We start from the raw sequence: 15,077 nt of genomic DNA, 5'->3' as shown, positions 1-15,077 counted from the left end.
CCACGGCAACGATCATCGCTGCGGGTTCGGAGTACGGGTACCTGGCTGGATCGGCACCGCCATCGGCGCCTGCTGTTGACGCGGGTAACCGTTGCCGATCGCCCCGTTCTCCAGGGTCGAGGGGCGTGGCGTCGGCACGGTATTGGGCCCGCGAACCGGCGGGGTAGCAGGTTCCGAACCCTGCCGGCTGTTCGGGTTGGCACGGCGGATCGGGCTGTTGTAAGGGTTGTCGGTGTTGGGCAGGTTCTGCGCCAACAGCAACGCGGCAGAGCCGGGCGCGTCGCCGGCAACGTCCAGCGGCGCGGCGCCGACGGGAATGGCGACGGCCAGAAGGCCGGCGGCCAGCAAAGGGGTCAGACCCGGTATTGGGCTGTTCATGAGGCCTCTCCTGCAAATCGGATTCATCCGCGACGGGCGGACATCTCACTCCTTTTCTTGGATAACACCCTAGTGCCCGGGTTCGAATCTGAGGAAAATTTCATATGACAGAATGCTTCAGCACTGCCCCCGGCTCGCTGTCATCGAAAAGCCTCGCTGAAAAGCCTCGCTCAAACCCTCCAGCCTACGCGCCTTTTACCCAGCGCATAACCTGTCATTGTTGACAGTTATCCCGGCAATTTTTTTCCGTTATAACGCCAATGACAACACCCATTCCGAGCGCATGGGGCCCTCGGAATGCGTCGTGGTGACTTTGCCCTGTCCTTTTTTAAAGGATGAACGCAATGACCCGACGTCAACTCGTCCACCACTGCGCCCTGCCCCTGCTGATGCTGGTACTGCAGGACTCCCGAGCCGCCTGCGACCTGACTCCGACCGCCGGCGACGACCATTTCGTCTGCGACAGCGGCACCGCACCCGGCGTCGTCGACACCCAGGGCAACAACAGCCTGGGCATGCCTTATCCGGGCACTGGGACCATCACCGGCAACGTGGTGTTCGGCAACGGCAACGACAGTGCAACGATCGCCAGTGGCACCCTCGAAGGCAACCTCGACCTGGGCAGTGGCAACAACCGCTTCAACATGAGTGGCGGGATCATTCGTGGCACCCTGACCGGCAGCGCCCAGGCGACCATGAGCGGCGGCTCGATCGGCCAGGTCGACCTGATCAATGACAATAACCGCTTCCAACTGCAAGGTGGCGCCATCCTCGGCAACCTGGTCAGCGCCGGGGCCAATGACGTGGTCATGGTCACCGGCGGCACCATCGGTAGCGTGACCCAGTCCGCCGACATCATCACCTCGGGCGGCAACAACCAGGTATTGATGAGCGATGGCACGGTCTATGGCGAAATCCATACCAGCAGTGGCGATGACTTTTTCAACTGGCGCGACGCCGGCATCATCCATGGCGCCATCCTCATGGGCTCCGGCAACGACCGCGCACTGATCCAGAACCTCCCCGAGGCCGCGCTCTCCAGCACGCCCTCGCTCGACGGCGGGCTGGGCAACGACAGCCTGGTGTTCGAGAACAGTAATCCGGGAACCGGAGGGCGCTACGTGCACTGGGAGTCCGTGGCGCTGACCGATCACTCGGCCATGATCCTCAACGACAGCCTGGTGCTGGGCGACAGCGGCACGGGCAGCGGCCACCTGGACATTGACGCCAGCAGTAGCCTGAGCAGCAGCACCGGCCTGATCAGAGCTTTCGACAGCAACCAGAACGCCACCCTGAACAACAGCGGTACGATCTACCTGACCGCTGGCGGCGCCCAGGCCTCCGACCGGCTGACGGTCATCGGCAACTATGTCGGTAACGGCGGCAGCCTGAAGCTGCACAGCGTCCTCGCTGGCGACGACTCGCCCTCGGACCGGTTGGTGGTGTCGCGGGGCAGCCTCTCGGGGAGTACCGAGATCAATGTCGCCAATCTCGGCGGCAACGGTGCCGAAACCCTGCAAAACGGGATACAGGTGGTGGAGGCCAACCAGGGCGCGACCAGCAGCGACGGTGCGTTTCATCTCGGCGGCACGGTCTCGGCCGGCGCCTTCGACTATTTCCTCTACAAGGGCGGCGTCACCCCAGGCACCCAGAACAACTGGTATTTGCGCTCCAGCGTGACCGGACCGGTGGTGCCGTTGCCCGAGCCGGAAGGCCCGGTGACCCCGCTGCCCGGACCGGAAGGCCCTCTGCTGCCGGACCCGGAACCAGGCGAAACCATTCCCTTCTATCGACCCGAGGTCGCCGTCGATGCGTTGGCCGGCCCTGCCGCCGCCCTGCTGGACCAGGCGGTCCTGGGCAACTTTCACCAGCGTCAGGGCGACCAGGCGCTGCTCAGGAACAACGATCAGAGCAACGCCGGCTGGCTGCGCACATTCGCCAGCGACGTGCGCCAAGGCTGGTCGGGCGACGTCGCGCCAGGCCTGGAGGGCCACGTCTGGGGACTCCAGGCCGGGCACGACCTGTACGCCACCAGCGATGATCGCGGCAACCGCTACACAACCGGGCTGTTTGTCAGCCATGCACGGCTCCAGGGCAGCGCGCGCGGCTTCGTCGATGGTTTCCAGAACACCCGGGCCGGTACTCTGCGGCTCAACAGCGACAGCCTGGGGGTCTACTGGTACCTGATCGCCCCCAACGACGCCTACCTCGACGCCGTGGCCATGGGCAGCCGCTACCACGGCAGCGCGCGCTCGGACCGCCAGTTGAAATTCGATATCGCCGGCCATGGCCTGACCTTCTCGCTCGAAGGCGGTTATCCCTATCCCTTGACGACCGGCTGGGTGCTCGAACCCCAGGCGCAGTTCATCGTCCAGAAGGTTTTCCTGGACAACGACAACGATGGCATCTCACAGATCAGGCCGGACTCCCGGGACTACTTCAAGGGCCGCCTCGGCGTACGCGCCAAGGGCGCGATACAAACGGGCGGCGTACCTCTGGAACCCTATGTGCGCGCCAACTTGTGGCACACCTTCGGCGGCAGCGACACGCTGAGCTTCGATGGCTACCCGATCAGGACCGAGCACGGCGCGAGCAACCTGGAGCTGGGCGGCGGCATTCTGGCCCGACTGAGCCGGGACCTGAGCGTGTATGGCGGTGTCGACTACACCAGCCATATCGACAGCCACCAGCAGGAAAGCCTTTCGGCCAACCTGGGTGTCAGGCTGGACTGGTAGTGCACACCCTGGCAAGACCGATGGGCCTTCCGTACGTCGCAATTACAGGGCCTGCAACGCAAGAATGCCGATATCGGTTGTGTTGGCTTCCTGAGTCCATCAGGATAATGGTGTTACGACATTTATCGCCGCAAGCCTGCTGGAACCACCGAGAGACGCCTGAGCGGCGCCATCGGCGGGCACCGCCACCTTTCCGGATGATGAGCACATCAGACCCAAATGTGGAGACTGCCCCATGTATGACCGCTCGATGGAAGCGCATGAATTCCTATCGCCCGAAGAACGCTCGGCCATTGCGGAGATCGAGGCGAGCACCAGCGTGCTGCGCCTGGTCACCCGAATGACCCAGATGAGATTCGCCGCCATCGCGAAATTCACCGACACCGAATGGGTCACCTCTCCGTCTACGACCCGGAACACCTGGGAATCGAGCCCGGCGAGTGTGCCCTGGTCGAAACCACCATCTGCAACGAGTTCAAATTGAACCCGCAAGCACTGCTGATCCCCGAAATCAGCAAACATGAGCGTTTTGCCGTCAAGCCGATAGTGAAACGCTTCGAGCTGGAAAGCTACGCCGGCGTGCCGATCTTTCTGCCAGACGGCAGGATGTACGGCGCCCTGTGTGCCCTCGACTCCCGCTCGGTACCCCTTGAAGACCCTGATATCGGGGAAACGCTCGGGCTGTTCGCGCGCCTGATCGGTTGCATCTTTTTCGCCAACCTGACGGGACATGGGCCCGTGCAGAGCCGCTGAGTGGCACTGCCGTGAACCGGGGTGGCGCTGGAGTTTCTGCCGATCAATAGGTTTACGGCAATGAACTGCCGTCCTACTTATGCGACAATAGGCTCAATGTCCGGCTTCAATCCCGCATTTATCGCCCAACCGCTGGGTCACAGCATGCAGATGCTGCTGTCGACCTGTGCGCGTTGGCTCAACTCGGGCTCCGACTGGCAGGCGCCTGAGACGCTGAAGATTGATCCGAAATGGATCCGCATCTGCGAAGACGAAACGCAAGTTATTGATAGGTAAAGTAATTGATCTCCACAGCTAACATCACCATGCAGTTCGGCGCCAAGCCGCTCTTCGAGAACGTTTCGGTCAAATTCGGCGGCGGCAACCGCTACGGCCTGATCGGCGCCAACGGTTGCGGCAAGTCGACGTTCATGAAAATCCTCGGTGGCGAACTCGAGCCGTCCGGCGGCCAGGTCATGCTCGAGCCGAACGTGCGCCTGGGTAAACTGCGCCAGGATCAGTTCGCCTACGAAGAATTCAGCGTGATCGACACCGTGATCATGGGTCACGAGGAACTGTGGAAGGTCAAGGCCGAGCGTGATCGCATCTACTCGCTGCCGGAAATGACCGAAGACGACGGCATGGCCGTCGCCGAGCTGGAAACCGAGTTCGCCGAGATGGACGGCTACACCGCCGAATCCCGCGCCGGCGAGCTGCTGATGGGCCTGGGCATTCCGCTGGAACAGCACTTCGGCCCGATGAGCGAAGTTGCACCCGGCTGGAAACTGCGGGTATTGCTGGCCCAGGCACTGTTCTCCGATCCGGAAGTGCTGTTGCTCGACGAACCGACCAACCACCTGGACATCAACACCATTCGCTGGCTGGAAAACATCCTGACCCAGCGTAACAGCCTGATGATCATCATTTCCCACGACCGGCACTTCCTCAACAGCGTCTGCACGCACATGGCCGACCTGGACTACGGCGAGCTGCGCCTGTTCCCGGGCAACTACGACGAGTACATGACCGCGGCCACCCAGTCGCGCGAGCAACTGCTGTCGGACAACGCCAAGAAAAAAGCCCAGATCGCCGAGCTGCAGACCTTCGTCAGCCGCTTCTCGGCCAACGCCTCGAAAGCCAAGCAGGCCACCTCCCGCGCCAAGCAGATCGACAAGATCCAGCTGGCCGAAGTCAAGCCATCGAGCCGCGTCAGCCCGTTCATCCGCTTCGAACAGACCAAGAAGCTGCACCGCCAGGCCGTGACCCTGGAGAACATGTCCAAGGGTTTCGACGGCAAGACCCTGTTCAAGAACTTCAGCTTCACCATCGAAGCCGGCGAGCGCGTGGCGATCATCGGTCCCAACGGTATCGGCAAGACCACCCTGCTGCGTACCCTGGTGGGTGAACTGGCACCGGATGCCGGCAGCGTGAAGTGGACCGAAAGCGCGGAACTGGGTTACTACGCCCAGGATCACGCCCACGACTTCGAGGACGATGTCAGCCTGTTCGACTGGATGGGCCAGTGGACCCAAGGCGAGCAAGTCATTCGCGGCACCCTGGGCCGCATGCTGTTCTCCAACGACGAGATTCTCAAGTCGGTCAAGGTGATTTCCGGTGGTGAACAGGGCCGCATGCTGTTCGGCAAGCTGATCCTGCAAAAGCCCAACGTACTGGTGATGGACGAACCGACCAACCACCTGGACATGGAATCCATCGAAGCCCTCAACCTGGCCCTGGAAAACTACCCGGGCACGCTGATCTTCGTCAGCCACGACCGCGAGTTCGTTTCGTCCCTGGCCACCCGCATCATCGAACTGAGCCCGAACGGCGTGGTCGACTTCAGCGGCACCTATGACGACTACCTGCGCAGCCAAGGCGTGGTGTTCTAAAAACGGGCTCCAGTCGCAAGCAGTCTTGTGGCAGGCCCGCCCGCCACAAACTGCCTATATCCATCAGGCCCAGCTCTCACCCACCAGGCCCTCTTCTCCCCATATGGCAGGAGAAAATTAGTTAGCCTGCTTTCCTTTATCCTGCCATCCCGCCATGATGAAGCTCTCCAACCGCCTGCCCGCGAACGAGCCTTCATGCCTGCCCAGCCACCACCCCGCCAGCCCGGCAATGTGACCGTTACCCTGCAAATCATCTCCATCGTCTTCTATACCTTCATTGCCTTCCTCTGCATCGGCCTGCCGATCGCGGTGCTGCCCGGTTATGTGCATGAACAGTTGGGCTTCAGCGCCGTGATCGCCGGCTTGACCATCGCTTCGCAATACCTCGCCACCCTGCTCAGCCGGCCCATGGCCGGGCGCATCGCCGACAGCATCGGCACCAAGCGCGCGATCATCTATGGCCTGACGGGGATTTTCCTCAGTGGCGGGTTGACCCTGCTGTCGACGCTGGTCGAGCAACTGCCCCTGACGAGCCTGATCATCCTGATCGTCGCGCGCCTGCTGCTGGGCATCGCCCAGGGCCTGATCGGCGTCGGCACCATCAGTTGGGGGATCGGCCAGGTCGGTGCCGAGCAGACCGCGCGGGTGATTTCCTGGAACGGCATCGCGTCCTACGGCGCCATCGCCATCGGGGCACCACTGGGGGTGCTGATGGTGAGCGAATATGGTTACGCCAGCCTCGGCATCGCCCTGTCGCTGCTGTCTGCAGGCGCCCTGCTGCTGATCCGCAACAAGCCTTCGGTGCCGGTGATCCGGGGTGAGCGCCTGCCGTTCTGGGCGGTGTTCGGCCGCATTGCGCCCTACGGCGCCAGCCTGACCCTGGCCTCTATCGGCTATGGCACGCTCACCACCTTCATCACCCTGTTCTATCTCAGCCGTGGCTGGACTGGCGCCGCCTACTGCCTGACGGTATTCGGCAGTTGCTTCATTCTCGCGCGGTTGCTGTTCATCGGCAGCATCAACCGTTTCGGCGGTTTCAAGGCCGCCATTGTCTGCATGAGCATCGAAACCCTGGGGCTGATCCTGCTCTGGTTGTCGCCGTCCACCGGCGTCGCCCTGGCCGGTGCCGGCCTGGCGGGATTCGGCCTGTCGCTGGTATATCCGGCCATCGGCGTGGAGGCCATCCGGCAAGTGCCGACCAGCAGCCGTGGTGCGGGGTTGAGTGCCTACGCGGTATTTTTCGACCTGGCACTGGCCATCGCCGGCCCATTGATGGGGGCGGTCGCCTTGAACCTGGGGTATTCGTGGATTTTCTGTTGCGCCGCGCTGTTGTCGATCATTGGCCTGTCGGTCACCGTGCTGCTGGCACGGCGCCCGACAGGCCAATGACTCACTGATCGGCGGTCTGCATGCCGCCGCGGTTCGGCACGCTGAGGGTCTTGCTGAAGAAGCGCCCGGCCTCGGAGATCAGGTCGCGATGGATATCCGCGCGATTGACGCCCTCGGGGTCGGTACACAAGCCCGGCGTGGCGTGCAATTGCTCCTCACTGCACGGCGCCATGAACACGAAGTGTCCAGCACCGGCGATCAGCTTGAACTGCGGTGCCACCGGCAGCTTGCGCGCCAACGCTGCAGCGTTCTTCTCGGGGAACACCAACTTGTCGCCATCACCGCTGTACATCAGCACCGGCACATGCACGTCCGCCAGCGTATGCCGCCCGAACATCAGGCCCAGCGGCGCCATCAGCATCAGCGCATGCACGCGGTGGTCGGCGACCGGCTGCAGGTCATCACGGTCGACGATCAACTCGCCCTTGGTCGTGCAGGCGTCCTTGTCGTCGGGAAACTCCTGGCAGTAACGCCGCAGGCGATCGAGGTTCGGCTGGGCTCCGGAAAGGATCAGGGCGGTCTCGCCACCGGCCGAATAACCAATCACTCCAACCTCATCGGCTTCCACGAACGGCGACAGCATCGGGTCGCCCAGGGTCGCGGTGATGGCCTCGGAGATCTGCATCGGCCGACCGTAGAGATTGCTCAGAGTGCCCAGACGGCTATGGTCCTTGTAGTTGTCGCCAGGATGCAGCACCGCGACCACAACGAACCCCTTGCGCGCCAGCGACGTGGCCAGGTCGTGCAGGGCCAGCGGCGTGCCCGTGTTGCCGTGGGACAGCATCAGCAGCGGATAGCGACCGATGGCGACCCGCGAATCTTCACTGGCCTGGACGGTATAACCACCGATCCGGCTCCACTGCTCACGCGCAGTGGAGGGATAAAAGGCAATCGCCTTCATCGGCTGTTGATCCAGCGGGTCGAGAAACGTCAGGCGATGAAACCCGACGCTCCAGTGCGCTGCAGGGGCCGCCTGCACCGTCATGAGGCTGCTGCCCAGACAAATAAGTAGTACTGCACAAAGACGCATCATGAGGATGCCCACCTTTGCTGCGTGATTAACACACCAATTCTCTGCAATTCCTTGAGACTGAGGCCTGTACACCTGACCCCGACCAATTCTTCAGTGTTTTCCAGAGCGCCCTTGCCGATAGCATCTGCACAAGCCGAGCCAAAACACGACCCGCCAACGCAAAAAAGCAAAAAACTCCGTACTCCGATCACTGCTTAATGATCAGAGTACAGAGTTTAGTGTTTGTTACCGGAAGTTTCTTGCCCGTTTACGAAAGCTTTACGCAGCAGCGAACAACGTGCCACTGATCAGCGCCTGCGCGTCGCTCATGGCCTTGGTACGCACTTCTTCACCATAACCCAGACCGTGAGCACGGACGAACTCGATGTCGGTGATACCGAGGAAACCGAACAGTACCTTCAGGTAGTCTTCATGACCCACGCCGGTTGGCAGGCCGACATGCAGACCACCCGCAGTGGAGACGATCACGACTTTCTTGCCAGCGGCCAGGCCTTCAGGGCCATTTTCGGTGTAGCGGAAGGTCTTGCCGGCGACCACGATACGGTCGATCCAGGCCTTGAGCTGGGTCGGCACACTGAAGTTGTACATGGGCGCGGCGATAACGATGGCATCGGCGGCCAGGAACTCTTCCAGGGTCGAAGCGCTCAGTTCGGCTTCGTGGCGCTGGGCTGCATCGTGCAGCTCAGCGGCGGTGCCGCCGGCGGCCAGGGTCAGGCTGGAAAAGTGGCTGATGGCATCGGCTGCCAGGTCACGGTAGGTCACCACGTTCGAAGGCTCGGCGGCCTGCCAGGCCTTGACCACGCTTTGGCTCAGTTGGCGCGAAGCCGAGTTGTCGCCCAGGATGCTCGAATCGATATGCAAGAGTTTCATGTGGGATCTCCAGGTGAGGATCGCCACCCGGCGATCGAATTGGGATAATCCTACGTGCATAACGAATAAATGATTAGCTGCTCTAAATGCGATAGATTGTCCTATAAATAGAACGACTGGATTTTCACACGATGCAAGACCTCAACGATCTCTACTACTTCGCCAAGGTCGTGGAAGCCGGTGGTTTCGCCGCCGCCGGGCGGCTGCTGGGGATTCCCAAGTCGCGGCTGTCGCGACGCATCGCCGAACTGGAGGAACGCCTCGGCGCCCGCCTGCTGCAACGCACCACCCGACAGTTGAAGCTGACAGCGGTGGGCGAACGTTATCTGCGCCATTGCCAGGCCATGCTGCTGGAGGCGGAAATGGCCGACGAGGCCGTCGCCAGCATGTCCAGCGAGCCCCGAGGGCGGCTACGGGTCTCCAGTCCGATCGGACTGGCGCAGGAACTAATGCCCTGGGCCATCTCCAGCTTCCTCGCGGCGCACCCACTGGTGCAACTGGAGATGGTCATGGTCAACCGCCGAGTCGACCTGATCACCGAGGGTATCGATGTGGCCCTGCGGGTTCGCGAACACGGTGATGAAGACCCCCTGCTGGTCACGCGCCGACTGCGCCAGGCACAGACGTTCATGATCGCCACGCCGGATTTTCTCCGCGAACACCCGATCAACAGCCTTGAAGACCTCAAGGGGGCGCCCGTCCTCGGCGCCCTGGAGGCGGATCGGCTGGTACACCTGAGTCTGCTGGATGAACGCGGGCAAAAACGCGAACTGGCCCTCGAAGCGCGGCTGGGCGTCGACGATTTTGTCGTACGCAAGGCCTGTGCCCTCGCCGGACTGGGCTTCACCGTACTGCCCATGCTGTACTGCGAGGAAGAACTGGCCAATGGCACCTTCATCCGTATCCTGCCGCAGTGGTCGTTGCCGGGAGGCTGGTTGCAGGCGGTCTATCCCCATCGACGCGGGGTGTTGCCGGCCCTGCGGGCCTGGCTCGATCATCTGGCCGAAGCATTCAACGGTTGTGGAGACAGGGCGCTATGAAGGCATCAACGATGGACGCGGAGGCAGTGGCACGCTTGTGCCTCGAACTCCCCGGTGCCAGGGAAGACTACAAATGGGGCGGTGTACGGGTATTCTCGGTCGCCGGGACCAAGATGTTCGCGCTGCTCAACCTGAGCGGCGACACCTTGTCGTTCAAGGTCGACAAGGAACTGTTCCTCGGCCATGTCGACCGACCTGGAATCCGCCCTGCGCCCTACCTGGCGCGGGCGTTCTGGATCACCATGACGGCGCCCTACCCGCTGGGCGCCGAGGAACTGCGTGAGTTGTTGCGTCGCTCACATCAACTGGTGGTCGCCAAGCTGCCCAAGCGCAGCCAGGTGGGCCTGCTGCTATAGCACTGTCAAAAAAAGGACAGGTGAGCCCCGAGAAACAGCCAATCGATCCAGAACACCTGGTGCAGCAGGACAATCAGCCAGAACACCAGTTGGAACGACAGCTTGCGGGTCTTATGGCGGAATATCTGCTGGGCGAGCAACGCACCTGGCCAACCGCCCAACAGTTCGGCGCCGTGCAGGATTTTCTCGGGTATGCGCCAGGCGTCGTTGCGAGCCTTGCGCTTGTCGTTCCAGTAGAGAACGAACGCCAGCAGGCTGGCGCCGCCGTAGCCCCATAACGGCCAGCTCGTCCCGCTAGCCAGCCACAGGCGCACCATGCCGAAACCAGGCAAGACGCACAACAACAGCCCGGCCGCGATCTTGAGCCTGAGGTAACGTACCCGCCCGGCAGGAACCGGTCGAGCGTTATCGCGATTGCCCGGCTTGCTCATCCCTTGGTCGACCAATCGACCCAGCCGAACTGCCAGGTCGCCAGGATCACCAGGCCGAAGACGATACGGTACCAGGCAAACGCCGCGTAGCTGTGACTGGCAATGAACTTCAGCAGGCCCCGTACCGCGATCATCGCGAACACGAAAGACGTCACGAAGCCCAGCGCAAACACCGGCAGATCGGTCATCTGAAACTGATGGCGGAAACCGTAGCCGGAATAGACTGCGGCAGCGACCATGGTCGGCATGGCCAGGAAGAACGAGAACTCGGTGGCGGTCTTGCGCGACAGGCCGAACAGCAGGCCGCCGATGATCGTCGCGCCCGAACGGGAAGTCCCCGGAATCATTGCCAGACACTGGGCAAAACCGACTTTCAAGGCGTCCTGCCAGCGAATCTCATCGACCGTTTCAGCATGCACCGTATGCTCGCGACGCTCGGCCCAGAGAATGATCACCCCGCCCACCACCAGCGCCGAAGCGACAGTGATCGGGTTGAACAGGTAGGTGGCGATCACCTCCTTGAACAACACCCCGAGGACCACCGCCGGCATGAACGCCACCAACAGGTTGACGGTAAAACGCTGGGCACTGCGCTGCTTGGGCAAGTCCCGGACCACGCTGAAGATCTTCTGGCGAAACTCCCAGACCACCGCGAGGATCGCGGCCAGTTGGATGATGATGTTGAAGGCGATTGCCCGCTCACCACCAAAACCGAGCAGATCCGCGACAATGATCTGGTGGCCGGTACTGGAAATCGGCAGGAACTCCGTCAAACCCTCGACAATACCCAGTATCAACGCCTGGGCGGCGGTCCAAAGATCCATCACTCCCCCTCAAGGCCCGCTTCTGCGGGGCCCTACAAAAATCGAAAACCGCGAATCGCTGCTCTGGCGATACGCTTGCAAGTCTGTCCTGCAACCGTCGGTAAAACCTGAAAATGCCTGAAAAATCAAACATCAACTCAGGTTTTCCGAGATTGGGCCGAAATCCTATCAGACATGTCTGTTTATCGCTGCCTCGATAGTAGCCATCAGGAGGCTGGGCAGCGACGGCAAAACCTGTTGGTATGGGCTTGCGGCAGTACGACAACAAAAAAAGGGAATGGTGGTTTATGAAAAGCTTGCGCAGCGTGTCAATCAGCCGGCGTTTGTGGCTCATCCTGGTTCTGGCGGTGGCGCTTCTGCTGACCCTGGGCCTGTTGATGCTCAAGCAGATCCACGACGACCTCTATCAGGCCAAGGCGCAGAAGACCCAGCACGTGGTCCAGACCGCCAGCGGTATCCTCGATTACTACCATGGCCTGGAAACCGCCGGCACCCTCGGTCGCGAGGCCGCGCAGAAGCAGGCACTGAGCGCGATACGCGGCCTGCGCTACGACAAGAACGATTATTTCTGGATCAATGACCTTCGGCCCGTGATGGTCATGCATCCGGCCAATCCCAAGCTCGAAGGCCAGGACCTGTCCGGGGTCAAGGACCCGGACGGTTACGCACTGTTCAACGAAATGGTGACCCTCGCCAAGGCCAAGGGCGGCGGCATGATCAACTATCGCTGGCCGAAACCCGGGGCCAGCGCTCCGGTACAGAAGACCTCCTATGTGCAACTGTTCGAACCATGGGGCTGGATCATCGGTTCCGGCGTCTATATCGATGACCTGCAGGCCGAGTTCTACGACCAGGTTCGCGACGCCTCGCTGATCGGCACGGCCATCGCCCTGCTGCTGGCCGTGCTGGTGTGGCTGATCGGTCGCAGTATCGTCAGCCCGTTGCAGGAAGCGGTACAGGCCATGGCCAACATCGCCAGCGGCGAAAGCGACCTGACCCGCACCCTCGACACCCACGGCCAGGACGAAGTGACGCAACTGGCCCGCCACTTCAACGCGTTCACCAACAAGCTGCGCGGCGTGGTCAGCCAGTTGCAGGCCTCGGCCAGCGAACTCGGCCAATCCTCCGGCGACCTGGGCAGCAACGCCCTGCAGGCCCAGGCACGCAGCCAGCAGCAGTCACAGCAGATGGAAATGGTCGCGACGGCCATCAACCAGGTCACCTATGGCGTGCAGGATGTCGCCAAGAACGCCGAGCAGGCCGCCAGCGAGGTACGCGATGCCGAAAACCAGGCCCGCCAAGGCCAGTTGAACATCGACAACAGCCTGCAGCAGATCGACCAATTGTCCGCCACCATCGCCCAGGCGGTCGAAGTGATGCGCACCCTGTCCGCCGAAAGCACGCAGATCGGCGGCGTGCTCGAAGTGATCCGCTCGATTGCCGAACAGACCAACCTGCTAGCCCTGAACGCCGCCATCGAGGCTGCACGGGCCGGGGAACAGGGGCGCGGTTTCGCGGTGGTGGCCGATGAGGTGCGTCTGCTGGCCCAGCGGACACAGAAGTCCACGGCGGAGATCCAAGCGATGATCGAACGCCTGCAAAACCACTCCGAGGCGGCGGTGAAAGTCATCGGCGAGAGCAGCCGCGCCTCGCAGCAGACCATCGAGCAGGCCGGGCTGGCCGGTGAAAGCCTGACAGCCATCGGCCAGGCACTGCGCAACCTCAATGGCCTGAACGCGTCTATCGCCAGCGCCACCCTGCAACAGTCCCACGTGGCCGAAGAGATCAACCAGAACGTCACCGAGGCAGCGAACCTGTCCCACAGCAACGCCGTCGCGGCCGAAAAGTCGAGCGCCGACAGCGACCGGCTCAGGGGGCTGAGCGAACAACTCAACGAGCTGCTGCGCCAGTTCCGGATCTGATCAGGTCATGGGCGGAGCCTGTTCGCGGATGAATCCGCGAACAGCGCCCTGAAACCCAGTGCACCGCCCAAGGCATCCCTCCAGGAATCCTCCCTTCCCTTGCCTACTCTGGGTACAATCCGCCCCTTTCCTGTCGATCCAGAGGTATCCCCATGTCCGGGCTTGAACTGTTTGCCGCCGCCCTCGGCGTGATCGCCGTCTGGTTGACGGTCAAACAGAATCCCTGGTGCTGGCCCATCGGCCTGGTCATGGTGCTGCTGTACACCTGGATCTTCTTCGATGTGAAACTCTACTCGGACATGCTGCTGCAGGTGATCTACGCCGTGCTGCAACTCTATGGCTGGTGGCAATGGACCCGCGGCGGCAACGTACGCAACGGGCTTGAGGTGTCCAGCCTCGGCCCGCAAGCGTTGTTGACCGGGCTCGCAATGGGCGTACTGGGCAGCCTGTTGCTCGGCGCGGCCATGGCCACCTGGACCGATGCCGCGCAACCCTGGCTCGATGCCGCGCTGACGGCCTTCAGCCTGGTCGCGCAGTGGTGGATGGCACAGAAACGTATCCAGTGCTGGCCCTTGTGGATCGCAGTCGATGTGATCTTCGTCGGCCTGTTCATCTACAAGGACCTCTACCTGACCGCCGCCCTCTACGGCCTGTTCACCCTACTGGCCGTGCAGGGCTGGCGCGAATGGCGTACCCATCCGGTGCCGCAGGCATGAAGGTCGTGGTACTGGCGGGGCCCGAGTCCAGCGGCAAGAGCTGGTTGTCCGAGGCCCTGCAGGCACAGTTTGGCGGTCTGCTGGTGGGGGAATACGTGCGCCACTTCATCGACCACCAGCAGCGTGACACCTGCCTGGCCGACATTCCCGCGATCGCACGTGGGCAGTTGGCCTGGGAAGACGAAGCCCGCGCGCAACAACCGTCATTGCTGATTCTCGATACCCACCTGCTGAGCAATATCCTCTGGAGCCAGACCCTGTTCGGCGACTGCCCGACCTGGCTGGAACCCGCCCTGCTCGCCCGGCATTACGACCTGCACCTGCTGCTCGACCCCGAGGGCATCGACTGGACCGATGATGGTCAACGCTGCCAACCTGGCCTTGAGGAACGTCGCGCCTTCTTCGAAGCCAGCCGGCAATGGCTGACACGCCACCAGCAGGTGGTCAAGGTCATCGGCGGCGACTGGCAGCAACGACACCAGCAGGCCATGCAGGCGGTAGAGCAACTGTTGGCGCAGTGACCACAGGCGTCCCGCCCCACGCCGCAAACGTGGTGGTTTGCCCCGCACAGTGTCCTTCATGCCCCCCAGCACCGCTGTAGGCAAGCAATCTCAGTGGCTGTGAACCATTCCCCGGGCCGCGCTGGCACGTCATGCCAAAGGCGCGACCCAATGTCACCTGTACGTGAGAAACGTCAAAGGGCAAAGTCAGCCAATCATCGTCGTGCGCCGAAGCCTGGTTGAAGTCGATGAAAAAAAGTTG

General features: G+C 62.1%; 14 protein-coding genes and 2 pseudogenes. 10 read left to right on the top strand and 6 right to left on the bottom strand.

The features are described from left to right. Nucleotides 1-12: 12 nt before the first annotated feature. Nucleotides 13-378, bottom strand: a complete 366-nt coding sequence (locus tag BLU37_RS20440; RefSeq protein ID WP_090208210.1) for a hypothetical protein — start codon at nt 376-378, stop codon at nt 13-15. A gap of 344 nt (nt 379-722) precedes the next feature. Between BLU37_RS20440 and BLU37_RS20435 the strand changes: the two genes are divergently transcribed. The 5 genes and pseudogenes from BLU37_RS20435 (at nt 723) to BLU37_RS20415 (ending at nt 7,123) form a co-directional block, all read left to right on the top strand. After that, nucleotides 723-3,113, top strand: a complete 2,391-nt coding sequence (locus tag BLU37_RS20435) for an autotransporter family protein (RefSeq protein ID WP_090208208.1) — start codon at nt 723-725, stop codon at nt 3,111-3,113. A 235-nt stretch (nt 3,114-3,348) separates the two neighbouring features. Continuing rightward, a pseudogene (locus BLU37_RS20430) lies at nt 3,349-3,866 on the top strand (GAF domain-containing protein). 96 nt (nt 3,867-3,962) lie between these two features. Beyond that, nucleotides 3,963-4,142, top strand: coding sequence for an integrase (locus BLU37_RS20425; RefSeq protein WP_408003614.1), 180 nt, complete (start codon nt 3,963-3,965; stop codon nt 4,140-4,142). A 5-nt stretch (nt 4,143-4,147) separates the two neighbouring features. Further along, entirely contained in the window at nt 4,148-5,734 is a 1,587-nt protein-coding gene (locus BLU37_RS20420; RefSeq protein ID WP_090208205.1) for an ABC-F family ATPase, read from the top strand. A gap of 195 nt (nt 5,735-5,929) precedes the next feature. Beyond that, nucleotides 5,930-7,123 carry an MFS transporter gene (locus BLU37_RS20415; RefSeq protein WP_090208202.1) on the top strand — a complete coding sequence of 398 codons (1,194 nt, stop codon included), beginning with the start codon at nt 5,930-5,932 and terminating at the stop codon, nt 7,121-7,123. A 1-nt stretch (nt 7,124) separates the two neighbouring features. On the opposite strand, the gene BLU37_RS20410 is transcribed toward BLU37_RS20415, so the two are convergent. Both BLU37_RS20410 and BLU37_RS20405 read right to left on the bottom strand, forming a co-directional pair. After that, complete coding sequence (locus BLU37_RS20410) at nt 7,125-8,156, bottom strand: alpha/beta hydrolase family protein (RefSeq protein WP_090208199.1); 1,032 nt, start codon at nt 8,154-8,156, stop codon at nt 7,125-7,127. Nucleotides 8,157-8,414: 258 nt separating this feature from the next. Continuing rightward, entirely contained in the window at nt 8,415-9,026 is a 612-nt protein-coding gene (locus BLU37_RS20405) for an FMN-dependent NADH-azoreductase (RefSeq protein ID WP_090208196.1), read from the bottom strand. 131 nt (nt 9,027-9,157) lie between these two features. Between BLU37_RS20405 and BLU37_RS20400 the strand changes: the two genes are divergently transcribed. Next, nucleotides 9,158-10,066: a LysR substrate-binding domain-containing protein gene (locus tag BLU37_RS20400; RefSeq protein ID WP_090208192.1), complete on the top strand. Its 909-nt coding sequence runs from the start codon at nt 9,158-9,160 to the stop codon at nt 10,064-10,066. Between the two features lie 11 nt (nt 10,067-10,077). Beyond that, nucleotides 10,078-10,422 (top strand): MmcQ/YjbR family DNA-binding protein, encoded by a 345-nt coding sequence (locus BLU37_RS20395; protein WP_090208189.1) that lies wholly within the window; start codon nt 10,078-10,080, stop codon nt 10,420-10,422. Between the two features lie 5 nt (nt 10,423-10,427). On the opposite strand, the gene BLU37_RS20390 is transcribed toward BLU37_RS20395, so the two are convergent. Both BLU37_RS20390 and BLU37_RS20385 read right to left on the bottom strand, forming a co-directional pair. Beyond that, nucleotides 10,428-10,853, bottom strand: a complete 426-nt coding sequence (locus BLU37_RS20390; RefSeq protein ID WP_090208186.1) for a DUF1294 domain-containing protein — start codon at nt 10,851-10,853, stop codon at nt 10,428-10,430. Further along, entirely contained in the window at nt 10,850-11,677 is an 828-nt protein-coding gene (locus BLU37_RS20385; protein WP_090208182.1) for an undecaprenyl-diphosphate phosphatase, read from the bottom strand. The genes BLU37_RS20390 and BLU37_RS20385 overlap by 4 nt, the downstream gene beginning before the upstream one ends. A gap of 287 nt (nt 11,678-11,964) precedes the next feature. On the opposite strand from BLU37_RS20385, the gene BLU37_RS20380 reads away from it, so the two are divergent. From BLU37_RS20380 to BLU37_RS20370, 3 genes are all read left to right on the top strand, one after another. Further along, complete coding sequence (locus BLU37_RS20380; protein WP_090208180.1) at nt 11,965-13,599, top strand: methyl-accepting chemotaxis protein; 1,635 nt, start codon at nt 11,965-11,967, stop codon at nt 13,597-13,599. Nucleotides 13,600-13,751: 152 nt separating this feature from the next. Continuing rightward, on the top strand, nt 13,752-14,315 hold the full coding sequence (gene pnuC, locus BLU37_RS20375) for a nicotinamide riboside transporter PnuC (RefSeq protein ID WP_090208177.1): 564 nt from the start codon (nt 13,752-13,754) through the stop codon (nt 14,313-14,315). Beyond that, complete coding sequence (locus BLU37_RS20370; RefSeq protein WP_090208174.1) at nt 14,312-14,836, top strand: AAA family ATPase; 525 nt, start codon at nt 14,312-14,314, stop codon at nt 14,834-14,836. Before pnuC ends, BLU37_RS20370 begins: the two co-directional genes overlap by 4 nt. A gap of 109 nt (nt 14,837-14,945) precedes the next feature. On the opposite strand, the pseudogene BLU37_RS29980 reads toward BLU37_RS20370, so the two are convergent. After that, nucleotides 14,946-15,032, bottom strand: a pseudogene (locus BLU37_RS29980) (hypothetical protein); the annotation flags it as partial. Nucleotides 15,033-15,077: the final 45 nt, after the last annotated feature.

Origin of the sequence: Pseudomonas asplenii (assembly GCF_900105475.1) — a bacterium.
Lineage (GTDB): Bacteria > Pseudomonadota > Gammaproteobacteria > Pseudomonadales > Pseudomonadaceae > Aquipseudomonas > Aquipseudomonas asplenii.
This window is presented reverse-complemented; position numbering and strand designations above follow the sequence as displayed.

What these genes read in the sequence shown, in the direction of transcription:
- BLU37_RS20400 (WP_090208192.1), top strand. Translation starts at nt 9,158, where the DNA reads ATGCAAGACCTCAACGATCTCTACTACTTCGCCAAGGTCGTGGAAGCC.
- BLU37_RS20425 (WP_408003614.1), top strand. Translation starts at nt 3,963, where the DNA reads ATGTCCGGCTTCAATCCCGCATTTATCGCCCAACCGCTGGGTCACAGC.
- BLU37_RS20380 (WP_090208180.1), top strand. Translation starts at nt 11,965, where the DNA reads ATGAAAAGCTTGCGCAGCGTGTCAATCAGCCGGCGTTTGTGGCTCATC.
- pnuC (WP_090208177.1), top strand. Translation starts at nt 13,752, where the DNA reads ATGTCCGGGCTTGAACTGTTTGCCGCCGCCCTCGGCGTGATCGCCGTC.
- BLU37_RS20395 (WP_090208189.1), top strand. Translation starts at nt 10,078, where the DNA reads ATGGACGCGGAGGCAGTGGCACGCTTGTGCCTCGAACTCCCCGGTGCC.
- BLU37_RS20440 (WP_090208210.1), bottom strand. Translation starts at nt 378, where the DNA reads ATGAACAGCCCAATACCGGGTCTGACCCCTTTGCTGGCCGCCGGCCTT.
- BLU37_RS20390 (WP_090208186.1), bottom strand. Translation starts at nt 10,853, where the DNA reads ATGAGCAAGCCGGGCAATCGCGATAACGCTCGACCGGTTCCTGCCGGG.
- BLU37_RS20370 (WP_090208174.1), top strand. Translation starts at nt 14,312, where the DNA reads ATGAAGGTCGTGGTACTGGCGGGGCCCGAGTCCAGCGGCAAGAGCTGG.
- BLU37_RS20405 (WP_090208196.1), bottom strand. Translation starts at nt 9,026, where the DNA reads ATGAAACTCTTGCATATCGATTCGAGCATCCTGGGCGACAACTCGGCT.
- BLU37_RS20415 (WP_090208202.1), top strand. Translation starts at nt 5,930, where the DNA reads ATGCCTGCCCAGCCACCACCCCGCCAGCCCGGCAATGTGACCGTTACC.
- BLU37_RS20410 (WP_090208199.1), bottom strand. Translation starts at nt 8,156, where the DNA reads ATGATGCGTCTTTGTGCAGTACTACTTATTTGTCTGGGCAGCAGCCTC.
- BLU37_RS20385 (WP_090208182.1), bottom strand. Translation starts at nt 11,677, where the DNA reads ATGGATCTTTGGACCGCCGCCCAGGCGTTGATACTGGGTATTGTCGAG.
- BLU37_RS20435 (WP_090208208.1), top strand. Translation starts at nt 723, where the DNA reads ATGACCCGACGTCAACTCGTCCACCACTGCGCCCTGCCCCTGCTGATG.